Here is a 21,398-nt window from a genome sequence, read left to right as displayed (position 1 = left end):
AATGTCTGCCGATTTACTTGGAGACAAAGCAGTTGCCACCAGCAGCCTTGTAGCTGGTGCAGAGCTTGATGGCGTCTTCGCGGGACTGTGCCATCACGCGCACCCGGTAGAAGGTGCCTTTGCCGGCGACGTCTGCCTTGACGATGTTCGCGCTACGGCCTGCCAGCACATTCGAGTAACGACGAGCAAGATCCTGATAGGTCGACTGCGCGCCCTCAACGGTCGGCTGAGAAGCAATCTGCATGGACCAACCCGCAGCCGAGGCTGCCGGAGCCTGAGCAGCAGCAACCTGCTGTGTCTGCGGCTTGACCTCACCCGCGATATCGACCGGCTGGTCAGACGGACGCTGAGGAGCAACCGGAGCTGCGGACGGCGTTGCGGCGGTCACAGTGCTCGGCTTCGCTGGCTTCAACACCGGCTCCGCGGTGCGCGGCACGGTGCCGGTCTGATCCTGGCCGACACGCTGCGGGGTCGGATCGGTCGGTTCGGAAGCGGCTACCGGAGCAGCGGTCGGCTCCTCGCGCGGAGCGAGTGTGCCGTCCGGCTTGACCACCATGGTACGAACCTTGCGCGGCGTCACCAGTGCACCTTCCTGGGTGCCGGCATTTTCCTGCGCGATCTGGGCAACGCGATCTTCCGACTTCACCGGCTGCTGCGCGGCGTTCTGTGCTTCGCCTTCGCTGTCGTCCGGACCCGAGAATGCAGCGGTACGCTCAGCCTGATCAGCCTGCTCCTTGGCAACGACGTCAACCGGCTCTTCCGCATTGGCGACCAGCTTCGGCTGGGCCGGCACCGCCGCGCGAGCGCCCTTGGCCACGGCATCATAGACCTTGTTGTCCTGGTTCGGGATGACGACACCGCCGGGATTTTCCGGCTTCACCTTCATCGGCTGGCTGTCGGCCTTGACGATCGCCGGGGCTTCCGAGCTCGAACCGCCGCCAAAGGAGAAGGCGAAAGCGCCGATGCCTCCGACCACGGCGACCGCACCAACCAAGGCAGCGATCGTCAGGCCGCGCCGACGCGGCGTTTCGCGGGCTTCGGCTGCTGCTGCGTCCGGGATGGTCATGTTCTCGTCGAGATCCGGGTCGTAGTCGAACCCGTCATCGGCAATCTGGCTCGCTGCGGGCATCGCACGCTGGGCGCCACGAGGATCGTAAGCCTGGTAACCCAGATCGGCGTAAGCTGCTGCTGCAGCGGCAGCCTGCGGCGAGTCGGCATAAGTCGGCATCTCGACACGGTCACGCTTGTAGCCGTTGCCGGCATCGTCGTCATACTGCGCGGTGTTCTGAGGAGCAGCCGCGTCGCCCGGCAACATCTCGTTGAGAAGGGTCGAGAATTCGGCGTCAAGCTCGTCGAAATTCGACTTTTCCAGCTGGTCCTGTTCGAACGGCACTTCCGGAATATCAAGATCGTCTGCGAGTGCCACCACACGCTCCGGCACATCCATGGTTTCGATGTCCGGCACATCTTCTCGCGTAACCGCCTGGGCAGGCATTTGCCAGGATGGAGCTGTCGCCTGAATGGACGGCTGCGGCGCCGCCACCACACGCGGTTCCTCCTGCGGGACTGGCTGAATCGGGGTCAGTTGCGTCGGCGCAGCGAATTGCTGTGCGGATACCGAATATGGCTGTGCGGGCGCAGCATATGGCTGCTGCACGGGCGCCACCGGATTGCCGCGGCTCCAGGCGCGCATGGGCTGCGCGAAGGTCGCGGTAGCTGCGGCTGCCGCAGCGGCAGGCGCCGCCCATTTCAAGGCCTCGACAGGATCTTCCACGGCTTGTTCGGCCGTTTCCTCACCAAGCGTATCCAGACCACCGGCCATCGCGGCATCAAAGGCATCGGTGTCGAAATCGATATCAGCTTCGGCACGCGGAGCATCTTCGACGGCGAACTCCTGCATCAGCGCAGCATCGAGATCGGCGTCGACGTCTTGCTGGACCGGCTGTTCGACAGCGTTCGAGGCCGCGGCAAACTGCGGACGCCAGGCCTCAGCCTCGGCAACCGGCGCCGCGGTAGGCCGCGCGGTCATACGTCCCAGCAGCGCGTTGAGCTCATCTTCCAGGCTGCGGTCCTGGGTCGCGACGGAAGGCGCTTCAACCACCGGTTCGGAAGCCATTGCAACAGGCTCGCTCAACTCAGGCTCGGCGGCGGCCATCGCCACCGCTTCGCTTTCATCGTTGAAAGCGTCATCCAGATCGATGTCAAAGTCAGCTTCGCTCTCGGCAACGACAGCAGCCGGCTGCGCAAGGTGACCAAATGTCGGCATGAAGGTCTGTTCGTCGTGAGCTGGTGCGACCTCGGCTTCCGCAACGACCGGCGCCTCATCATGCGCGGTGAAGTCCATCTCCACATCGGCCATGGCCGTGTCGAAGTGCGTTTCAAAATCGTCGCTAGTCACAGCAGGCTCGACAGCGAATGCGGCCGGCGCTTCGATGAACTGCTGCAGCATAGCTTGCTCGGCCACTACAGGCTCAATCGCAGCAACAGGCTCCCCAACCGTCTCATCAGTGAAATCAAGATCACCGAAGTCGACGTCGCCCATCGCGGCTTCATAATCTTCGAACTGCTGCCCGGTCGGCGCAACTGCGGATACGACCCCTTCGTCGATCGCGGCAGTTTCACCAAAGGCGTGCGCGTCCATAGCTTCCGCCGCGACGGTGAAATCGAAGTCAGGGGCATCGTCTTCCACGGGACCCGCAACGACGGGCTCAGCGGCGCGGAATTCGTGCTCCATCGAGGCCGTGAAATCCTCGCCCACAACTTCGTCGGCATAAGGCTCGGGCGCCAGATACTGGACAGCAGTGACAGACTGAGGCGCCGCGACAGGCTCCTCCTGATATGCGTCGAATTCGCCCATCAACTCCTTTTCGAGGTCGATGTCGAAATCCTCGACTGGTCCAGCCGCCGGCTGCGGCACCGCCTGGCGCTGCACAGGCTCGCGCGGATCAAAGCCCATGATGCGGGTCAATTCCGCGAACGGATCGTCACTTGCGATGTCGTTGTGATTGGCTACACGCGCCTGGGTTCTGTCTGCCATTGTCGTTCCCGAACTCGCACTCATCGGACGCCATGGACGTCGCGGAAGGTTGGCCCCTACCAGCGCAATGTGGGCAAAAGGTGACAGGCTTTTCGGTCGAACCTAGCGCATTTCGGTCGGGGCATCCGCTCCGATCAACGCAAGGCCAGACGACAATACGTCCAGAACAGCCTGCACCAGCCCGAGTCTGGCATAGGTCAATTGTGGGTCGTTAACCTTAACAAAACGTAAGTCTACATGATCATTGCCGCGGTTCCACTGCGCGTGGAAACCACTGGCCAGATCATACAGGTAAAAAGCCAGCCGGTGCGGCTCCTGCGACTGCGCCGCTTGCTCTATCAGGCGCGGGTACTCAGCGAGTTTCTTGACCAGCGCAAGCTCGCCCTCATCCGTAAGCAGATCAAGCCCGACCGACAGTTGCTGGCGCGACGGATCGGCAATGTTCAGTTGCTCCTTCGCCTGCCGGAACACCGAATGGCAACGTGCGGAAGCATACTGCACGTAGAACACAGGATTGTCCTTCGACTGCTCCGTGACCTTGGCGAAGTCGAAGTCGAGCGGCGCGTCGCTCTTACGGTAGAGCATCATGAAGCGCACCGGATCGCGGCCGACTTCCTCAACCACCTCGCGCAGCGTGACAAAATCGCCGGAGCGTTTGGACATACGCACCGGTTCGCCGTCACGAAACAGCTTGACCAATTGGCACAGCAGCACGGTGAGCGTGACCTTGCCGCCCGTTACTGCCTTGGCCAAGGCCTCCAGCCGCTTGACATAACCCGCATGGTCGGCGCCGAGGACATAGATCAGTTCGTTGTAGCCGCGATCGACCTTGTCCTTCAGATAAGCCACGTCCGCAGCGAAATAAGTGAAAGCGCCGTCCGACTTGACCAGAGCGCGATCCATGTCGTCACCGACCGCCGTCGAGCGGAACAGCGTCTGCTCACGATCTTCCCAATCGTCCGGCTTTTCGCCCTTGGGCGGCGGCAGCTTGCCTTTGTAGATGTGGCCCTTGACCGTCAGATCGGCGATCGCTGCTCGGATCGCCTTGGCATTGTCGGCGTGGAGCGTGCGTTCGGAGAAGAAGACGTCGTGATGCACGTTGAGCAGCGCGAGGTCTTCCTTGATCATCACCATCATGGCATCGATCGTACGATCCTTGACGATCGCCAGAGCCTCGCCTTCCGGCATCTGCAACAGATTACGACCAAATTCCTTGGCCAGCGCCTGACCGACCGGCACAAGATAATCACCCGGATAGAGGCCGGGCGGAATCTCGCCAATGTCGTCGCCCAAGGCTTCGCGGTAGCGCAAAAACGCGGAGCGGCCGAGCACGTCGATCTGCGCACCGGCGTCGTTGATCACATATTCCTTGGTCACCTTGTAGCCGGCGAAGGCAAGCAGATTGGCCAGCGTGTCGCCCACGACAGCGCCGCGCGTATGGCCAACATGCATGGGGCCGGTCGGGTTGGCCGAGACATATTCGACATTGACAGAGATGCCCTCGCCAACCTTCGAGCGGCCATAGTCCTGCCCCTCGGCGATCAATCCGGTGAGATGCTGGTGCCAGAACGCATCGGTCAGCCTTAGATTGACGAAGCCCGGTCCAGCCACTTCGGCGCCGGAGACGTCGGCATCACCGCGCATCGCCTCGACGAGACGTTCTGCCAGTACACGCGGATTCAGCCCGGCCGGCTTGGCCAGCACCATCGCGGCATTGGTGGCAAGGTCGCCATGGCTCGCATCGCGCGGCGGCTCGACAGCAATGCGACCGAGATCCAGCACGCCACCATCTTTGTCTTTCAGATCAAGGCTTTCCACGGCCTTGATGACCCGCGCGGTGAAGTCGGCGAAGATGTTCATGAAAACTGCTCAACGTTTATGCGAGGAGAACCGGTCTTTTGGCCGGCGAAAATCGCGACCGGCCTAACTCAAATCGGGCGTTCGGTCAAACAAACGTCGGTGTTCCTTCAGCGCATAGGTGTCGGTCATGCCGGCGATGAAGTCGGCGACGTCCCGCGCCTTGATGCGATCTTCGGCGCGGTCGAGCCCTTCGCGCCAGCCGTCCGGCATGGCGCGCGGGTCGGCGAAATAGGCGTCGAACAGATCTTTCACGATCTGTTCGGCATCGGCGCGCACACGCATGACTTCGGGGTGACGATAAAGACGAGCATAGAGAAAGGTCTTCAGCTCCTTTTCGACCACCGCCATTTCGTCGGAGAAACGAACGATGGTCTCGCCAGCGCCGCGCACCGCATCGGGGCTCTCGGGAACAAGCCTTGCAAGATTGGCCTTGGCGGCGACGATGACATCCTCGACCATCTGCGTGATCTGACGCCGCATCAGTTCGTGACCTGTCCGCACCGGGTCGAGCGCCGGATAGCGCGCACGGACACCGCGCAGGATCGAGCCCGGCAAACCGACAGCCTCCAGCATGTCGAGACTGATCAGGCCGGAGCGGATGCCGTCGTCGATGTCATGCGTGTTGTAGGCGATGTCATCGGCTATGGCCGCGCATTGCGCCTCGATGCTGGCGTAGCGCGACAACTCGAGGTCGTGCAATTGCGAGTAATCCAGGATCGCGCGGGGCACCAGTCCCTTCAGCCCGTTACCGAGCCCGTCGGTCAGCGGACCGTTGTGCTTGACCAACCCCTCCAGCGTCTCCCAGGTCAGGTTCAGCCCGTCGAATTCGGCGTAACGCCGCTCCAGCCGTGTCACCACCCGCAGCGACTGAGCGTTGTGGTCGAAGCCGCCCCACGGAGCCATCTTCTCGTTCAGGGCATCCTCACCGGTATGGCCAAAGGGAGTATGGCCAAAATCGTGCACCAGCGCCACCGCCTCAGCCAGATCCTCATCGACGCAAAGCGCACGGGCGAGCGCACGGGCGATCTGCGCAACCTCGATCGTGTGGGTGAGTCGGGTGCGATAGTGATCGCCTTCATGCGCCACGAAGACCTGGGTCTTGTGTTTCAACCGGCGGAACGCGGTGGAATGGATGATACGGTCGCGATCGCGCTGGAAAGGCGTGCGCGTCGGGCTCTCCACTTCGTCGAACAGGCGACCGCGCGAACGCGCTGGATCACACGCATAGGCCGCGCGCGGCCTGTAGCCGAAGCCGATATCGCCAAGCTCGCTGGTCATCGCCCCTGTCGCTGTTGACTTGCCTCGCCTCGCTTCATACCTATCATGGAGAACAGAACGCAAGGTGACGCCCATGGGTGCCGACGCCAAAACCGCCATGAAGGTCGAAATGACCGAATCCGCAGCCAAGCGGATTTCCAAGATTGTGAGCGACGAACCCGGCAAGACCGCATTACGGGTCGCCGTCGAAGGCGGCGGATGCTCGGGCTTCTCCTATAAGTTCGATCTGGTCGACGGTCGCAATGGCGACGACGTCGCCATCGAACGCGACGGCGCCACAATCCTCATTGATGACATCTCGCTGATCTATATGGGCGGCTCCGTCATCGATTTCGTTGACGATCTGATGGGGCAGTCCTTCCAGATCCGGAACCCCAATGCCGTTGCCTCCTGCGGCTGCGGAACCAGCTTCAGTATATGAAGTCAGTTCTCGAGGGGCATGAGAATCCGACGACGGTTCTCATTGCGCGCGAGATCAATGCGGTTTCAGATCTAGAGATCATTATTTGGGCAAACCGCCATCGGGCAAGCGAGAGCTATGCAGGCGACCCGGATTTTCTGGATTTGGCGCGATCGAATCCGCGAAATGAAAGCAATTTGGGCGGGGCCCGCCAGCATCTCGGCGAATTGGTCCGTCGCTGCTTCCCCGCGTTCTCATTGACCTCCAAGGAGGGCGAAGAGATCGCGCGGTCGATCTTTCTTCGGCGCCTCAAGGGGTACCTGGAAGATGGGTCCGAGCCATTCCAGCCATGTCTGATGCTGCACCCAATCGAATCTCTATATGACTATCCTGAATGGCTAGGTGACTTCGACAATGGTTGTGATTGGATCGATCGACACACCAAGCGCGAAGACGCACAACATCTGCATGATGTGATTGCAGCACTTCTCGCAGCAAACAGCCTCCGCCTATCTCTGGAGACAAGCTGACATGCCTTCGATCGGCGCTGTCCGTCAGGTCGCGTTGTCGGCCGGACGCAGTCTCGACGCCACCCTGGCGTTCTGGCACGACGTGCTGGGCCTGCCGCTGCATTCCCGCTTCGATCCTCCGGGCATGGCTTTCATCATGGCGGGCGACGTAAGGCTCTACTTCGCCGACGGCGTGCCCGCTGGCACAGTCTACCTCGACATAACCGACATCGAGACCTTCCACGCTGCAGCCAAAGCGGCCGGCGTGCCGTTTACGGCGGCACCGGCAATGGTACATCATGACGTCAACGGGCTGTTTGGGGCGGCAGGCGAAAGCGAATGGATGGCTTTCCTGAAGGATCCGGCCGGCAACACCATCGGTCTGGTGGAGCGCAAGGCGGGCTGAGTCTCGCAATACTTCGACCCGTATCGAAACATCGCGCCACGTGACCAGGCTAACAAGAGCCGGCAAACGCCAAGAGGACTATGCCGCCGCCATGCCCGCCAAGACCGTCGCCTCCACGGAACTCGCCCTTCTCCTCCTGCTCTCGACGCTCTGGGGCGCCTCCTACACGTTCATCAAGATCGGGGTAGAGACCATTCCGCCAGTGACATTCATTGCCGCGCGCACGCTGATTGCCGGACTGATCCTGCTCGGCGTCTTGCACTGGCGCGGGTTGCGGCTGCCAATGGATGCGGTGATGTGGCGCCGCTTTACGCTGCAGGCGGTGCTCAACAGCGCGATACCATTCACGCTGATCGCGTGGGCTGAACGCTCCATCGACGCGGGGCTCGCCGTCATTCTCAATTCGCTGACACCGATCTTCGCCTTCCTGCTCACGGCGCTCATCACGCGGCACGAGCAGGTCACCAGCCGCAAGCTGTTCGGAGTGGTGGCCGGGCTCGCCGGTGCATGCCTGATCATTGGAGTGCAGGCACTGAACGGGCTGGGCACCCAACTGTGGGCGCAGCTCGCAATGGTGGCCGCGACTGTCTGCTATGGCGCCGCGGCGATAACCGGCAAAGGTTTCAAGGGGATGGATCCGATCATTCCAGCTGCAGGATCGCTGCTTGCGGGGGCGATCATGCTGATACCGCTCAGCCTCATCGCGGATCGTCCCTGGACGCTGGTCCCATCGGCACACTCCTTGCTTGCACTTCTCGGCCTCTCGGTGTTTTCGACCGCTCTCGCCTTCGCGATCTACTTCCGGCTTCTGCAGACGTTGGGCTCGGTTGGCGCGACAGCACAGGCTTATCTGCGGGTCCCGATCGGCGTGGCAATCAGCGTGATCGCGCTCGGTGAAACCGTCACGACAACTGCCGGCATCGGCCTGGTCACCGTTATCGCCGGTGTGGTTGCGATGACCTTGCCCGAGCGAAAGAAGGTGGCCGCGAAGGCCTGAAGTAACCGGAAGCGCGAACGGCTTCAGTTGCGCACGAATTGCCCCGTCAATTGCCCGCGGCGACCGAGATAGGCGACCAGAGGATCCTCCGACGCGCTATTTGCCGATGCAGCAACGTCGATGAATAGCGAAAACAATGCTGTTTGCGAGGCTATGTCGAGTTTCGCGTAGAGATTGCGGCGATGCAGTTTCACCGTCGCCGGCGAAATACCAAGCCGCGTCGCCGCACCCTTCACCGAGAAGCCGCGCAGGATCAACTGGGCGACTTCGCATTCGCGCGCCGTCAATACGCTGCGCCCGAAGTTCCGCAACGCCTGAGCCAGGGCGCTGTGCAGCAATGATCCTTGATCTCCAATGGCCTCCGGCCGCAAGTCACGGTAGTGCTTGAGCACAGCCTGGCTCAACAATGGCGCGGCCATCTCCAGGAATTCGGCATCCTCGCCACTGAAATTCTCACGCCGGGCGAGCGAGATCGCCACCTTGGTGTCGGTGTCGAGGCTGACGAAGATGTTGAACTCGTCATGCAGCCCGGAGTGCCGATAGTAGTCGCGATAATATTGCGAGCGGTCGAGCGCCGGCTCGATCTGGTTCAGCCGGTAAAGTCCATCGTCGCCATTGTCGAGCGCGAGCCGATAAAATGGATCCAGTCGATAGCAACCCTGCAGATAGTTGCGAATGTCCGACAGGCCCTTTTCGCTGCACCAGTCGTTGAAGAGGATCTTGGGCGTCGTATCGCGTCGATAGAGCAGGATCAGTCCGGCATCGATCTTGACGTGCTGTTTGAGCGAATGTGTAAGCCGCTCCTGGAAATCCAGCGAGCCGACCCCGGCAAGCAAGGCAAGCGCCAGCTCCGTTGTCGCCGGCATGCTGCCGCCGGTCGGTATGATGCCACCATGCATTATGGGTCTCCTCCCAGGTGCAGCGTATGACAACGCCCAAATATCGGCAAGCAAGCCCAGGTGGTCGCAAGACGGACGCGAAAACGACCGGCCTAGCCCGAAGGCGTATTTCTGAATTTCCTGCATCGGCTCAAGATAGCTGGGCATGTATCCGGGCGCCCGTCGGGAATTGCGTCCGCAGGACTGCAGTCGAGGGGAACCATGAAAAACAAAGATATGAAAAAACAGCTGCTGTGGACATCGTGCCTGGCGACGCTCGCGTTGAGCGTCGGTCCGGCCGTGGCAGCAGCCGATCTGATCGTCGTCAACGCCGATGTGCGTACGGTCGATCCTGCCAAGCCGAAGGTACAGGCTTTTGCCGTCGAGAACGGCAAATTCATCGCCATCGGCAGCAATGACGAGATCAAGGCATTGGCCGATAGCGGCACCAGGATCGTCGACGTCGGGGGCAAGACGGTGACACCCGGCTTCATCGACGGGCATACGCACCTGACCATGGGAACCGACATGGTCCTGGGAGCCGACCTCTCCTACATTCCCGACAAGAAGACCTGGCTGGAAAAAATCAAGGAAGCGGATGCCCGGCTGCCGAAGGGCGCGTGGCTGACGGGCGGAGGCTGGGACTACACGCTGGGCGAAGGCAAATTGCCGACGAAGGAAGACCTCGACGCGGTCGTCCCCGACCGTGTGGTGATCTTGCGTGACATCGACTTCCACTCGGTCTGGGTCAATTCCAAGGCGCTGGAAGTGGGTGGCGTCACCGCGAAATCGCCGGTCAAGGAGGGTGGCCAGATCCTTCTCAACGACAAGGGCGAACCAAGTGGCATATTGCTGGAAGCCGCCGGAGAGCTCGTCGAAAAGCATCGGCCGGTCGCGACCGATGCCGAACGGCGCGAAGGCCTGCTCGAAACGCTGAAATTCGCCAACAGTGTCGGCATCACTGCCGTCAACGACATGTCCGATCTTGCCGCAGTGCATGACTATGCCGCGCTCCTCGCGGACAAGAAGATGCCGCTGCGGGTCTGGTACGGCTTCTTTGAAGGCGATCCGAAAAAGATCACTGCGGCTGTCACAGACCGGCAAGCGGTCGACAAGATTTCCGCGGATTCCGGCGAGCAGGAGAAGAAGGGACCGCTGCTGAAACTCGGCTACACCAAGTCGGTGATGGACGGTGTTCTCTCCACCCGCACCGCCTATCTGCATGAGGACTATTCGGACCAGAAAGGTTGGAAAGGCAAGCCGTTCGAGACCAAGGATGAACTCGCGGCCGCCATCCGCGCATCCAACGAGAACGGCTTTCCGACAGCAGTGCATGCTATTGGAGATGGCAGCGTCGGCCTGGTACTCGATGCTTTCGCGGAAGCTTCGGTTCCCCGCGCCCAGCCAAACCGGATCGAGCATATCGAGGTCGTCGAGACTTCGGACATCAAGCGTTTCAAGGATCTCGGCGTCGCAGCCTCCATGCAGCCGAACCATGCCACAGGGACGATCGGCAAATACATCACCGAGCGCATCGGCGAGAAACGGGAACCCAGAGCCTATGTCTGGCATTCCATGCTGGATGCCGGAGTGCCGCTGGTATTCGGCTCAGACTGGCCAACCTCGCCGCTCAGTCCCCTCACACAGATCAACGACGCCGTCTTCCGCGAAAGCCCATTCGGGCTCGGCAACGGGCCGTGGCATCCCGAACAGGCAGTGAGTTTCGACCAGGCGCTGTTTTCCTATACCCAGGCCGGCGCCAACATGACGCCGTGGGGCGATCAGATCGGCTCGATCAGCGCAGGAAAATGGGCTGATTTCGTCGTCATCGACGGTACCCTTTCGGACCCGCTCGACCGCTCGATCCGCCAGCGCAAGGTCGAAGCGACCTATCTCGCCGGCAGCGAAGTCTATCGCAAACCATAGCAGCGAGCCTCCCGGCACAAAACGCCGGGAGACTTCTCCCGCGGGGAGCAGCCCGCCGTTATGTTGCCATGCGCGGCAGCTTCAGGATCTGTTCGGTCGGCAGAATGTCGCCGAACGTGTCATCGATCGACGCCAGCGCAGCGCGATGCAACATATTGTGGGCGACCGTTTCGCCATTGCTCATCTCGATATCGCGTGTCGCACAGGCATCCTCCGCGACAATCACGCTGTAGCCGAGTGGCACCGCATCGCGGGCGGCGCCGGCCACGCAGGCATGTGTCATCAGGCCGGTGATGATCAGTGTATCGACACCGGCCTGCTTCAGCCGCCGGTCAATGTCCGTCGTCGGAAACACGCTGACCGACGATTTGCGCAGGACCACATGATTGGCTGCCGGCTGGATGTCATTGTGAAATGCAGAGGTTTCGCTGTCTTCGGCGAAAACCGGGCTGCCAGCCGGCGTAACATGCTGGATGTGATAGACCGATGTGCCTTCGGCATCGGCACGCTCGACCAGGCGCTGGGCATTGTCCAGCGCCTTCTGGCCATTCGGGATCGGCATCTTGCCGCTGAAATACTCGTTCTGAAAATCGATCACCAACAGCGCAGTCCTGGCCGGGTCAAGATGCCGAGGCGCCGGCGCACCTGCGATCGCGCGAATGGTTGGATGCTGTGCCACGGAACTTCCTTTCCTTGCAGTTTTCCGATGGCGACTGGTTCCCAAAATCGACAGGACAATAAAAGTGGCCTGAATGACAATATATGATAGGTTCTGGCCAACTTGTCCGCCAGGTCATTACCCAATGCACACAATCGCCATTGTTGCCTTCGATGGCATCAGCCCGTTTCACCTCTCCGTGCCGTGCGTCGTGTTCGGCGACGATCTGCTGAAGCTCGGTGCACCACGCTATCGCCTGCTGATCTGCGGCGAGAATATCGGTCCGGTCTCCACCATGTCCGGTTTTCGGATTGAGGTAGAGCACGATCTCACCAGCCTTACGGAGGCAGACACGATCATCGTGCCCGCCTGGCGCGATCCCGACGCGCGACCATCTCAAGCGCTTCTGCAAGCCCTCGGGCTGGCGCATGCGCGCGGAGCACGTGTGGTTGGCCTGTGCCTCGGCACTTTTGTCCTCGCGGAGGCCGGCCTACTCGACGGACGCACCGTCTCCACGCACTGGGCCTGGGCTGACGAGTTCGAGCGCAGCCATCCCCATGTCACCTTGAATCAGAACGCGCTCTACATCGATGACGGCGATATCCTCACGTCAGCCGGAACGGCCGCCGCTCTCGATTGCTGCCTGCACATCGTGCGCCGAGATCATGGTGCGGAGATTGCCAACCGCGTGGCCCGACGGTTGGTGGTCGCGCCGCATCGTCATGGCGGCCAGGCGCAGTACATCGAAAAGCCATTGCCGACAGCCAGCGGCCAGGATCAGATCGGGGCGGCGATCAGCTGGGCGATCGAGCATCTCAATGAACCGCTGAGTCTGGACCAGCTTGCAGCGCGAGCGGGAATGAGCCTGCGCAGTTTCACCCGCCACTTCCGCAACAAGACAGGCACCACGTTTACACAGTGGCTGCTGAACCATCGCCTTGCGGCGGCTCAGCGCCTGCTGGAAACTGGCTCTTGCTCGATCGACCGTATCGCGGAAATGGCAGGTTTCGGCTCGACGGTTTCGCTACGCCAGCATTTCACACGAAGCTTTTCGATTTCGCCGGCCAGCTATCGGCGACAGTTCCAGAAGAGACCTCTCCTGGAAAAGGCCTGAGGGGAAAACTGTCGCCCGTATCCACGAAGCGGCGTGACCGTCACTCACAGTAAGGGACTGATCTGGTTCAGTTTCCAGCAGCCACACGTATAGAATCCGCTGCATCCAATCGCTCGCCTCATGTCATGGCCCGGAGTGAAGCTGGTGGCTTGACTCTAAACGGTCAGTTGTTTGTTGATGTGCATGGGCGGATCCAAAGACCAAATTGACGGGAGGTATGCACTTTTCAAATGAAACGTTTCATCACAACACTGCTCGCAGCTGCCGGATCTATGCTGGCTTCCCTAGCCAACGCGGCGCCCGAAAAAATCATCCTCGACACCGACTTCAGCACCATCGGCGATGATGGCCAGACACTGATCATGGCGGCACAATTGCAGAAGGATGGAGTGATCGACCTGCTCGGCATCACAGTCGTCACCGGCAACAACTGGCTCAAGCAGGAAGTCGCGGACGCGTTACGGGCAGTGGAGCGCCTGGGCATCGAGGAGAGGGTCGGTGTGTATGCCGGCGCGAACCTTCCATTGGTTCACGATCCGCGCAGCTTCGAACACGAACGTGCACTGTTCGGCTTCGGCGAGAGCTACAAGACTGCGTTCCATCGTCCGCAGCCGGCCGACAAAGATCTGATCGCGCCGCCGGATGGATTCGCCACCAAGGCGAAGCTGCGTCAGGAGAGTGCCGTCGACTTCATCGTCGATACGATCAAGGCAAATCCCGGTGAGGTATCGCTGCTGGTTATCGGTCCGGCCACCAATGTCGCCATCGCGCTTAGAAAGAACCCGGAAATCGGGCCCCTGATCAAGCGGATCGTCTACATGGCCGGCGCCGTGGACGTGAAGGGCAACACGACACCTGCCGCCGAAATGAATGTCTGGATCGATCCGGAAGCCGCCCGCATCGTCATGCGCGAACCGATCCCGCAAGCCCTCATTCCCCTCGACGTCACCGACATCACCCAGATCGGCAAGGCGGAATTCGACCGCATCGTCGCCAAGGAAGGGCCGGTGCAGAAACTCTTGAACGACAGCTGGATGGCCAAGCGCTTCGCCAAGGATGCGAAGGCCAAGGCAAACGTGTTCGACACGCTGGCTTTGGCCTATCTTGTCGACCCGACTTTCGCGACCAAGGTTGATGACCTCTACATCGACGTCGATGTCGCCTTTGGGCCCGGCTACGGCCGTACCCTCGGCTACTGGAAAGAGCAGCCAACCCCGCTGCTGCAGAAGATGAAGGTGGTCAAGGAGTTCGACAACAAACGTTTCAACGAGTTTTATGTCGACCTGCTGACGAGACCGTTGCCCATAACCAAAGACTAGGCACAAATCGGACAAAGGCCGCTGTCCAGGCGGCCTTTCCATGTCCGGCCCACGCCACAACGGACAGGAAATGGCAAGAGGCTGTTGTCATTGTGATCGGATATCGGCGCTCCGGGTTCCTTTCCCGTGACGGATAATGCAGGATCGAATCGGAACAGCTTGAACTTGATTTGCCCGAGACCGCCGCGAGACTTTCATGAAAATCGTCACCTGGAACATCAACGGCGTACGCGCTCGTATCGAGAACCTCGTTCATTGGCTGGAAGAGAGCCAGCCGGACATCGTCTGCCTGCAGGAAATCAAGACCGTCGACGAACAGTTCCCGCGCCTTGAGGTGGAAGCGCTCGGCTACCATGTCGAGACGCACGGCCAGAAGGGTTTCAACGGCGTCGCCATCCTGTCGAAGCTGCGTTTCGACGAGGTCAATCGCGGCCTGCCGGGCGATGATGCCGACGAACACGCTCGTTTCATCGAAGGTGTTTTCTCCACGGAACAAGGCGCACTGCGCGTCGTGTCTCTCTATCTGCCGAACGGCAACCCGATCAGCGATCCGGTGAAATTTCCCTACAAACTCTCCTGGATGGCGCGACTGGAGCGGTGGGCCCGAGAACGATTGACACTGGAAGAAGCCCTGGTGCTGGCCGGCGACTACAACGTCATTCCCGAAGCCATCGACGCCAGAAACCCGGAAGCCTGGTTGGGAGACGCGCTGTTCCAGCCGGAAACCCGGCAGGCATACCGGCGCCTGCTCAATCTCGGCTTCACTGAAGCCGTGCGCTCCGTCACCGATGCAGCCGGCGTCTACACGTTCTGGGACTATCAGGCCGGCGCCTGGCAGAAGAACAACGGCATCCGGATCGATCACCTGCTGCTCTCGCCTGAGGCGGCAAATCGCTTCACCTCGGCGTCGATCGAAAAGCATGTGCGGGCTTGGGAAAAGCCGTCCGACCATGTGCCGGTGGCGGTGGACCTGACGCTTACAGCGGCTTGAGGCCGCGAGCACACAGGCAATTTTGATAGGACGGGGAAAAGTATGTCGCCTAGGGCTACTGCTGTTCCGCCCCGGTAACGCCCTTGGCCAGCATGTCGTCGGCCAGCGAGATAGCAGTACGGCGGTCAGCCTCGCCCGAGACGGCGAAAGCTTCTTCCTGCATGGAACGAATCCACGGCTGATCGGCGGGAGTGGCACGCGAAAGCGCGGCCGTCATCATGGCCAGACCACGCACGACCTTCCCGCTCTGGAACAGCAGGTTGCCGAGCGTCGCCTGCGCGCCCGCGTGGCCCTTTTCAGCAGCGAGCTGCAGCCAACGGCCAGCCTGCCTGAGGCTGGCCTTGCCACCCCCTTCGCCTTTCAGGAACATCTTGCCCAATTCGTATTGAGCATTCGGATTGCGGTAGTTGGCGGCGGCGCGCATGAAGTAATCCTGCGCGGTGACCGGGTCAGCACTCACCGGGCTGCCGGGAATGCCTTGTTTCAGATAATCGCCCAGCGCCACGAGCGCATCCGACACGTAGCTTTCCTCCGGCGAACCGGGTTCGACATCCTGTTCGGCGATTTCGGAGAAGAATTTGTAGGCTGCATAGTCGTCCTGGGCGACGCCATCACCTTCCGCATACATGCGCGCCAGCTTCCACGTCGCACCGATCTGGCCATTCTCAGCGGCGTATTTATAGGCCTCGACAGCCTGCTCCTTGTGGCCGTTCTTGTAGGCAGAGAAGCCGAACTGAAAGACTTCCCAAGGGCTGGACTTCGGCTTGACGCCGCTCTTGTCGTCGAAAACCTTTTCATCGAAGGCAAAAGCCTGACCGGCGGCGCCGAGGGTCGCTACAGCGACCAGCACCGTCAGAACAGAAGATCTCGCCAACTCACCAACCCGCATGGCTGCGCATTTCTTTCGTATCGTCCATGCAGACGATCGAACCCGTACTGGCCAGCGACTTCACCGCCACGCTTTTGCGCGACGCACTGCGCTGCGATTCACATTCCAGCGGACTCTGCCACGCATTTCCGGCCAAACTGCGGTTGAAACCGCGCGCTGAGATGGCGACACTGCGGTTCAACTGGCTGGCATTGATAAACACGCTGGCGTTCATTTCTGTTCCTGCCGCGGCCATGCGGCCCACCCCTCACGCCAACCGTCTTCGGTCTCGCCGGGGCCCTATCGAAGTGCTCCGGGTTTATGGCGGGAAATGGGCATCGCGCCCGCCCCGACTTCTTAGCCGAAGGCTTGTTTCGAAACTGTTGCCGAAACGTCACAATTATGAATGGGGCCGTTGATGTTGCATTTACGGCACGGGTTGGAGCGCGATGCCTGCCGAATGCCCCAAACGGCATTGCTGAAACACGCCGCGAAAACAAAAAAGCCGGGCTCTCGGCCCGGCTTTTTTGTTCAGAAGGAGCGGCTTACCACTTGATGCTGTAGCCACCGTTGAGAGCGAAGGCATAGCCGGCCTTCACGCCCTGGTTGGTACCAGGAGCATATTTGGTTTCTTCGCCAGAACCCAGATAACTGAAGCCAACGCCACCGCGGAATTCACCGCCGATGCCGTCCTTGAAGGATCCACCGACCGCAAGTGTATAGGTGTCGCCAATGACATCCCAACCCGTGCCAACACCCTGATCCCAGGTCAGGCTGGCGAAGCCGGAGACTTGGTCATTGAAGGCATGGCCGACACCGCCGGTAACAGTCCAGCCATCTTTCCAGAAATACTTGTCCGAAGAAACGGTCACGCCACCAATCTTGGACCGAACGTCAAGCGTGGTCAGTTGGCTCCAGTCGGTCCACTTCACGCTGCCGAATGCCAGCCAGCCTGGAGCGATACCGCTCTGCAGCTTGAACTCGACGCTCTGTGGCAGATTGCCGACACCGATCGCGTCAACCGGCACTTGTGCATTTGGGCCAGCTTGCTGAATGATCTGGAGAAACCGGGCCTGAAGGGGTGAGCCTGCGGTTGCCTGGGCCAAGACGGCAGCCGGAGCGGTCAGACCACCGCTTGCGCCATACTTTGTACCCGAGCGGTACATGACCTGCCCGCGAAAAGCGATATCCGGAATTTCATAGGCAGCTCCGAGCCGGTAGCCGTATTCTTTCCCGTCCAGATTCAGGGCCGCATTGCCCAAACCCAGTGCCGCGTATGAATTCACGCGATTGTACTCGAACTTCTCCATGAAGCCGCCACCGAGCACCCAAAGCCGGCCTTTGCCGACATCGAACCCGACACCGCAGGTCAGCGCAGTTTCATAGGTCGTGAACTCCTCGGAAATCTTTCCGCTGAGTGTCGGAAAATCATAATGCGCGTTACCGCCATTATTGTTCACCAAGGTGCCGGCGCAACGCAGGTTTTCAGTCAGGTTGAACTTCACCGCCGCCGACGGAATGACATAGTCCTCAGCATAATCGGTACCAACAAGCTTCGGATTGCCGTTCTTGTTAAACTTGCGCGTCGGCGACACATAGGTGACGCTTGAGCGCATGTTGAAGTTGCCCTGCTCGAAAAGGATATCCGTATCGGCCGAGCCGCGCGAGAAGCCGCCGGCATTCGCCGAGCCGATCATCGCCAGCGACATGCACCCTGCCCCCAGGAGCGCCTTGATACGTAGAGTGGTCATGAAATTCTCTCCCCGGAAATTCGTGTACCAAGCTAGAACCAATTCGCGTTAATGAGGCAATAAGGAATTTCAAGGCGTACAAGTACAGTTTTTACATGTAGCGCCGAATACAGCACACTTACTGGCCACAGCCCTGGTCAGGACACCAAAAAGCCACCATTTTTGAACGCCAGCGCAACAAAACTGCGTCAAAATTTGCTGAAAACACCCGAAAAAGCCGCATTTTGCGACCTCGGGGCCCGCAATGTTACATTATGGCAACAATGCGGTTCAAACTTTCCGTTTACGTCAATTGTGACGCAACGGCATGCGATTTCTGACTGCCCTTGGCGATTTCGAATGCACCGGACGTAACGTCAGAATCGCATGCCCGGCAGGCTAAATTGCCCGCCGGAATCGGCATCAAATGCCTGCGGGGCTCAGCCGGCGTCGCGTACCCGGGTGAGCGCGGCCGAAAGCTTCGCCTGCTGCTCGTTGTACTCGACGAGTTTCTCGCGCTCGGCTTCGACCACGTCTTCCGGCGCATTGGCAACGAACTTGTCGTTCGACAGCTTCTTGTGCAGGCGGGCGATCTCCTCCGTCACCTTGGCCAGCTCCTTCTGCAGGCGGGCGGCTTCAGCACCGAGGTCGATGAGACTGCCAAGGGGCAGACAGGCCGTCGCCTCGCCCAGCACGATCTGTGCCGAGCCTTTCGGCGCGGTGTCGCCATGCGCTATCTCGCCAATGCGCGCCAGCCGCTTGATCGCAGCTTCGTGACGGACCAGCCGTTCACTGGTGAGGGCATTGGCACCGATGACCACCAGAGGCGCGATCGCGGCCGGTGGCACATTCATCTCCGAGCGGACCGAACGAATGCCGGTAACAAGGTCGATCAGCCAGTTTATGTCGTCGGCAGCCTCGGCATCCTCGAAGTCCGGCGTTGGCCAGGCAGCATGACAGAGGAGCGAGGAGCGCTCCCTGCCCTCACCAGCCGTCTCGGCCCAGAGTTCTTCCGTCATGAACGGCATCATCGGGTGTAGCAGCTTGTAGATCTCGTCGAGCACAAAGGCGACGCAGGCACGGCTTTCAGCCTTCGCGGCTTCATCCTCGCCCATGAACACCGGCTTCAGCAGTTCGAGATACCAGTCGCAGAACAGGTTCCAGACGAAACGATAGGCAGCGCTGGCCGCCTCGTTGAAACGGTAGGACGCGATAGCGTCCGTGATCTCGCGGGCTGCACGCGTGAGCTCGGTCAAGATCCAGCGGTTGACTGCAAGTTTGGCGTCGTTCAGCCAGAAGCTATCGTCACGAGCGACACCGTTCATTTCTGCAAAACGCGTCGCGTTCCAAAGCTTGGTGCCGAAATTGCGGTAGCCGGCGATGCGAGCTGGGTCGAGCTTCACGTCGCGCCCTTGGGCGGCCATGATCGCCAGCGTGAAGCGCAAAGCATCCGCGCCGTATTCGTCGATCAGTTCGAGCGGATCGATGACGTTGCCTTTCGACTTCGACATCTTCTGCCCGTTCTTGTCGCGCACCAGCGCATGCACATAGACGGTGTGGAAGGGCTCTTCGTGCATGAAGTGAAGGCCCATCATCATCATGCGGGCGACCCAGAAGAAGATGATGTCGAACCCGGTCACCAGCACATCGGTCTGGTAATAGGTCTTCAGTTCCGGCGTCTTGTCCGGCCAGCCCAATGTCGAGAATGGCCACAGCGCCGAAGAGAACCAGGTATCCAAGACATCTTCGTCGCGGGTCAGGATTTCGCCCGGCTGAAAATTCTCCAGCTTCTCCTCGACCCAGGCCTTCCAGGGGCCTTCGTGAGCCAGATAGTGCTGGATGGCTGCCTCAAGCGCCTCTTCTTCTGTCTTCTCGACAAAGATGTGCCCATCGGGACCGTACCAGGCCGGAATCTGATGACCCCACCAAAGCTGGCGCGAAATGCACCACGGCTCGATGTTCTCCATCCAGTCGTAATAGGTCTTTTCCCAGTTCTTCGGCACGAATTTGGTGCGTCCTTCACGCACCGAGGCCAGTGCGGGCTTTGCCAGCACCTTGGCGTCGAGGAACCACTGGTCCGTCAGCATAGGCTCGATCACGACATTCGACCGATCGCCGAACGGCTGCATGAGCTTTTTCTTTTCCACGAAGGGAATGTCGTTGCCTTCGGCGTCCTTGACCGTGACGGCAAGCCCTTCGGCGGTGATGGCATCGACGATCAGCTTGCGCGCAGCGTAACGATCAAGGCCACGATATTCATCCGGAACCAGATTGATGGCGTCGACCTCAGTCTCGCTCGGCACATTTCCGGTCCGCGCGATCTCCAGCGCCTGTGCCGCATAGTCGGCATAAGGCTCGCCATCGGCGCGCATCGCGGCCTGGGTGTCCATCAGCCGGTAGAGCGGAATGTTGTTGCGACGCGCGACCTGATAGTCGTTGAAGTCATGTGCGCCGGTGATCTTGACCGCACCGGAGCCGAAGGTCGGATCCGGATATTCGTCCGTGATGATCGGGATCAGACGCCGATGTTCCTTCGGGCCCACCGGGATTTCACACAGCTTGCCGACGATCGGCGCATAGCGTTCGTCTGAAGGATGGACCGCCACCGCGCCATCGCCCAGCATGGTCTCCGGCCGGGTGGTTGCGATGGAGATATAGTTGCGTTCTTCCGTCAGCGTGACGTTTCCGTCCGCATCCTTCTCGACATAGGTGTAGGTCTCGCCGCCGGCCAGCGGGTATTTGAAGTGCCACATATGGCCGTCGGCTTCCTTGTTCTCGACCTCGAGGTCGGAGATCGCCGTCTCGAACTGCGGATCCCAGTTCACAAGGCGCTTGCCGCGGTAGATCAGGCCTTCCTTGTGCAGGGTGACAAAGACTTCGAGCACGGCCTTCGACAGGCCCTCGTCCATGGTGAAGCGTTCGCGCGACCAATCCGCAGAGGCACCCAGCCGCTTCAACTGATTGAAGATGGCGCCGCCGGATTCGTCCTTCCACTCCCAGACCTTCTCGATGAACTGCTCCCGGGTGAGGTCGCGGCGATAGATTTGCCTTTCCATCAGCTTGCGCTCGACCACCATCTGCGTGGCGATACCGGCATGATCCATGCCCGGCTGCCAGAGCACGTTCTTGCCGCGCATGCGCTCGAAGCGCACCAGGATGTCCTGCAGCGTATTGTTGAGCGCATGGCCCATGTGCAGCGAGCCGGTGACGTTGGGCGGCGGGATGACGATGGAGAAGGGTTCGGCGCCCTCCTCTGCGCCAGCACCGGCGCGGAAGGCATCTGCCTCCTCCCAAGTCTTGGCGATCTTCGGCTCGACGCTTTTTGCGTCATAGGTTTTTTCGAGCATGGGAAAGGCGTCCGGACTGTCGGGATTTGTTGGTGACGGTAAATCGGAAGGACTTGGCCAAGTCAACCACGCGAACAACC

At 60.5% G+C, this 21,398-nt stretch carries 17 protein-coding genes; 8 read left to right on the top strand and 9 right to left on the bottom strand.

Features of this window, described 5'->3' with window-relative positions; genetic code table 11:
* Positions 1–13: 13 nt before the first annotated feature.
* From AC3WTO_RS05960 to AC3WTO_RS05950, 3 genes are all read right to left on the bottom strand, one after another.
* Entirely contained in the window at positions 14–3,037 is a 3,024-nt protein-coding gene (locus AC3WTO_RS05960; RefSeq protein ID WP_492459729.1) for an SPOR domain-containing protein, read from the bottom strand.
* 102 nt (positions 3,038–3,139) lie between these two features.
* Positions 3,140–4,897, bottom strand: coding sequence for an arginine--tRNA ligase (gene argS / locus AC3WTO_RS05955; RefSeq protein WP_492459728.1), 1,758 nt, complete (start codon positions 4,895–4,897; stop codon positions 3,140–3,142).
* Positions 4,898–4,960: 63 nt separating this feature from the next.
* The gene (locus tag AC3WTO_RS05950; RefSeq protein ID WP_492459727.1) at positions 4,961–6,175 is read right to left on the bottom strand and encodes a deoxyguanosinetriphosphate triphosphohydrolase; all 1,215 of its coding nucleotides are present in this window, start codon (positions 6,173–6,175) and stop codon (positions 4,961–4,963) included.
* 73 nt (positions 6,176–6,248) lie between these two features.
* Between AC3WTO_RS05950 and erpA the strand changes: the two genes are divergently transcribed.
* The 4 genes from erpA to AC3WTO_RS05930 all read left to right on the top strand — a co-directional run bounded on the left by erpA (position 6,249) and on the right by AC3WTO_RS05930 (position 8,487).
* Positions 6,249–6,596, top strand: a complete 348-nt coding sequence (gene erpA / locus AC3WTO_RS05945; protein ID WP_492459726.1) for an iron-sulfur cluster insertion protein ErpA — start codon at positions 6,249–6,251, stop codon at positions 6,594–6,596.
* Positions 6,593–7,105, top strand: coding sequence for a hypothetical protein (locus tag AC3WTO_RS05940; protein ID WP_492459725.1), 513 nt, complete (start codon positions 6,593–6,595; stop codon positions 7,103–7,105). The genes erpA and AC3WTO_RS05940 overlap by 4 nt, the downstream gene beginning before the upstream one ends.
* A 1-nt stretch (position 7,106) precedes the next feature.
* Positions 7,107–7,490: a VOC family protein gene (locus AC3WTO_RS05935; RefSeq protein WP_492459724.1), complete on the top strand. Its 384-nt coding sequence runs from the start codon at positions 7,107–7,109 to the stop codon at positions 7,488–7,490.
* A gap of 91 nt (positions 7,491–7,581) precedes the next feature.
* Positions 7,582–8,487: a DMT family transporter gene (locus AC3WTO_RS05930; RefSeq protein WP_492459723.1), complete on the top strand. Its 906-nt coding sequence runs from the start codon at positions 7,582–7,584 to the stop codon at positions 8,485–8,487.
* Positions 8,488–8,510: 23 nt separating this feature from the next.
* Here AC3WTO_RS05930 and AC3WTO_RS05925 read toward each other — a convergent pair whose 3' ends face one another.
* Positions 8,511–9,386 carry a helix-turn-helix transcriptional regulator gene (locus AC3WTO_RS05925; protein ID WP_492459722.1) on the bottom strand — a complete coding sequence of 292 codons (876 nt, stop codon included), beginning with the start codon at positions 9,384–9,386 and terminating at the stop codon, positions 8,511–8,513.
* Positions 9,387–9,602: 216 nt separating this feature from the next.
* Between AC3WTO_RS05925 and AC3WTO_RS05920 the strand changes: the two genes are divergently transcribed.
* Positions 9,603–11,291: an amidohydrolase gene (locus AC3WTO_RS05920; protein WP_492558403.1), complete on the top strand. Its 1,689-nt coding sequence runs from the start codon at positions 9,603–9,605 to the stop codon at positions 11,289–11,291.
* Positions 11,292–11,349: 58 nt separating this feature from the next.
* On the opposite strand, the gene AC3WTO_RS05915 is transcribed toward AC3WTO_RS05920, so the two are convergent.
* A complete protein-coding gene (locus AC3WTO_RS05915; protein ID WP_492459720.1) occupies positions 11,350–11,970 on the bottom strand; it encodes a cysteine hydrolase family protein in 621 nt (206 codons plus the stop codon).
* Positions 11,971–12,094: 124 nt separating this feature from the next.
* Here AC3WTO_RS05915 and AC3WTO_RS05910 point away from each other — a divergent pair, with 124 nt between their 5' ends.
* The 3 genes from AC3WTO_RS05910 (at position 12,095) to xth (ending at position 15,373) form a co-directional block, all read left to right on the top strand.
* On the top strand, positions 12,095–13,063 hold the full coding sequence (locus tag AC3WTO_RS05910) for a GlxA family transcriptional regulator (RefSeq protein WP_492459719.1): 969 nt from the start codon (positions 12,095–12,097) through the stop codon (positions 13,061–13,063).
* A 230-nt stretch (positions 13,064–13,293) separates the two neighbouring features.
* Positions 13,294–14,382 (top strand): nucleoside hydrolase, encoded by a 1,089-nt coding sequence (locus tag AC3WTO_RS05905; RefSeq protein ID WP_492459718.1) that lies wholly within the window; start codon positions 13,294–13,296, stop codon positions 14,380–14,382.
* Between the two features lie 196 nt (positions 14,383–14,578).
* Complete coding sequence (gene xth, locus AC3WTO_RS05900; RefSeq protein WP_492459717.1) at positions 14,579–15,373, top strand: exodeoxyribonuclease III; 795 nt, start codon at positions 14,579–14,581, stop codon at positions 15,371–15,373.
* Between the two features lie 55 nt (positions 15,374–15,428).
* On the opposite strand, the gene AC3WTO_RS05895 is transcribed toward xth, so the two are convergent.
* The 4 genes from AC3WTO_RS05895 to AC3WTO_RS05880 form a co-directional block, all read right to left on the bottom strand.
* A complete protein-coding gene (locus AC3WTO_RS05895; RefSeq protein ID WP_492459716.1) occupies positions 15,429–16,262 on the bottom strand; it encodes a tetratricopeptide repeat protein in 834 nt (277 codons plus the stop codon).
* Complete coding sequence (locus AC3WTO_RS05890; RefSeq protein WP_492459715.1) at positions 16,249–16,476, bottom strand: hypothetical protein; 228 nt, start codon at positions 16,474–16,476, stop codon at positions 16,249–16,251. Before AC3WTO_RS05890 ends, AC3WTO_RS05895 begins: the two co-directional genes overlap by 14 nt.
* Before the next feature lie 310 nt (positions 16,477–16,786).
* The gene (locus AC3WTO_RS05885) at positions 16,787–17,992 is read right to left on the bottom strand and encodes an outer membrane protein transport protein (protein ID WP_492459714.1); all 1,206 of its coding nucleotides are present in this window, start codon (positions 17,990–17,992) and stop codon (positions 16,787–16,789) included.
* Positions 17,993–18,411: 419 nt separating this feature from the next.
* Positions 18,412–21,318, bottom strand: a complete 2,907-nt coding sequence (locus tag AC3WTO_RS05880; protein WP_492459713.1) for a valine--tRNA ligase — start codon at positions 21,316–21,318, stop codon at positions 18,412–18,414.
* Between the last annotated feature and the right edge of the window lie 80 nt (positions 21,319–21,398).

The organism is Mesorhizobium sp. EU05-FHT14A09 (assembly GCF_058790995.1).
This window is presented reverse-complemented; position numbering and strand designations above follow the sequence as displayed.

What these genes read in the sequence shown, in the direction of transcription:
- AC3WTO_RS05960 (WP_492459729.1), bottom strand. Translation starts at nt 3,037, where the DNA reads ATGGCAGACAGAACCCAGGCGCGTGTAGCCAATCACAACGACATCGCA.
- argS (WP_492459728.1), bottom strand. Translation starts at nt 4,897, where the DNA reads ATGAACATCTTCGCCGACTTCACCGCGCGGGTCATCAAGGCCGTGGAA.
- AC3WTO_RS05950 (WP_492459727.1), bottom strand. Translation starts at nt 6,175, where the DNA reads ATGACCAGCGAGCTTGGCGATATCGGCTTCGGCTACAGGCCGCGCGCG.
- erpA (WP_492459726.1), top strand. Translation starts at nt 6,249, where the DNA reads ATGGGTGCCGACGCCAAAACCGCCATGAAGGTCGAAATGACCGAATCC.
- AC3WTO_RS05940 (WP_492459725.1), top strand. Translation starts at nt 6,593, where the DNA reads ATGAAGTCAGTTCTCGAGGGGCATGAGAATCCGACGACGGTTCTCATT.
- AC3WTO_RS05935 (WP_492459724.1), top strand. Translation starts at nt 7,107, where the DNA reads ATGCCTTCGATCGGCGCTGTCCGTCAGGTCGCGTTGTCGGCCGGACGC.
- AC3WTO_RS05930 (WP_492459723.1), top strand. Translation starts at nt 7,582, where the DNA reads ATGCCCGCCAAGACCGTCGCCTCCACGGAACTCGCCCTTCTCCTCCTG.
- AC3WTO_RS05925 (WP_492459722.1), bottom strand. Translation starts at nt 9,386, where the DNA reads ATGCATGGTGGCATCATACCGACCGGCGGCAGCATGCCGGCGACAACG.
- AC3WTO_RS05920 (WP_492558403.1), top strand. Translation starts at nt 9,603, where the DNA reads ATGAAAAAACAGCTGCTGTGGACATCGTGCCTGGCGACGCTCGCGTTG.
- AC3WTO_RS05910 (WP_492459719.1), top strand. Translation starts at nt 12,095, where the DNA reads ATGCACACAATCGCCATTGTTGCCTTCGATGGCATCAGCCCGTTTCAC.
- AC3WTO_RS05905 (WP_492459718.1), top strand. Translation starts at nt 13,294, where the DNA reads ATGAAACGTTTCATCACAACACTGCTCGCAGCTGCCGGATCTATGCTG.
- xth (WP_492459717.1), top strand. Translation starts at nt 14,579, where the DNA reads ATGAAAATCGTCACCTGGAACATCAACGGCGTACGCGCTCGTATCGAG.
- AC3WTO_RS05895 (WP_492459716.1), bottom strand. Translation starts at nt 16,262, where the DNA reads ATGCGGGTTGGTGAGTTGGCGAGATCTTCTGTTCTGACGGTGCTGGTC.
- AC3WTO_RS05890 (WP_492459715.1), bottom strand. Translation starts at nt 16,476, where the DNA reads ATGAACGCCAGCGTGTTTATCAATGCCAGCCAGTTGAACCGCAGTGTC.
- AC3WTO_RS05885 (WP_492459714.1), bottom strand. Translation starts at nt 17,992, where the DNA reads ATGACCACTCTACGTATCAAGGCGCTCCTGGGGGCAGGGTGCATGTCG.
- AC3WTO_RS05880 (WP_492459713.1), bottom strand. Translation starts at nt 21,318, where the DNA reads ATGCTCGAAAAAACCTATGACGCAAAAAGCGTCGAGCCGAAGATCGCC.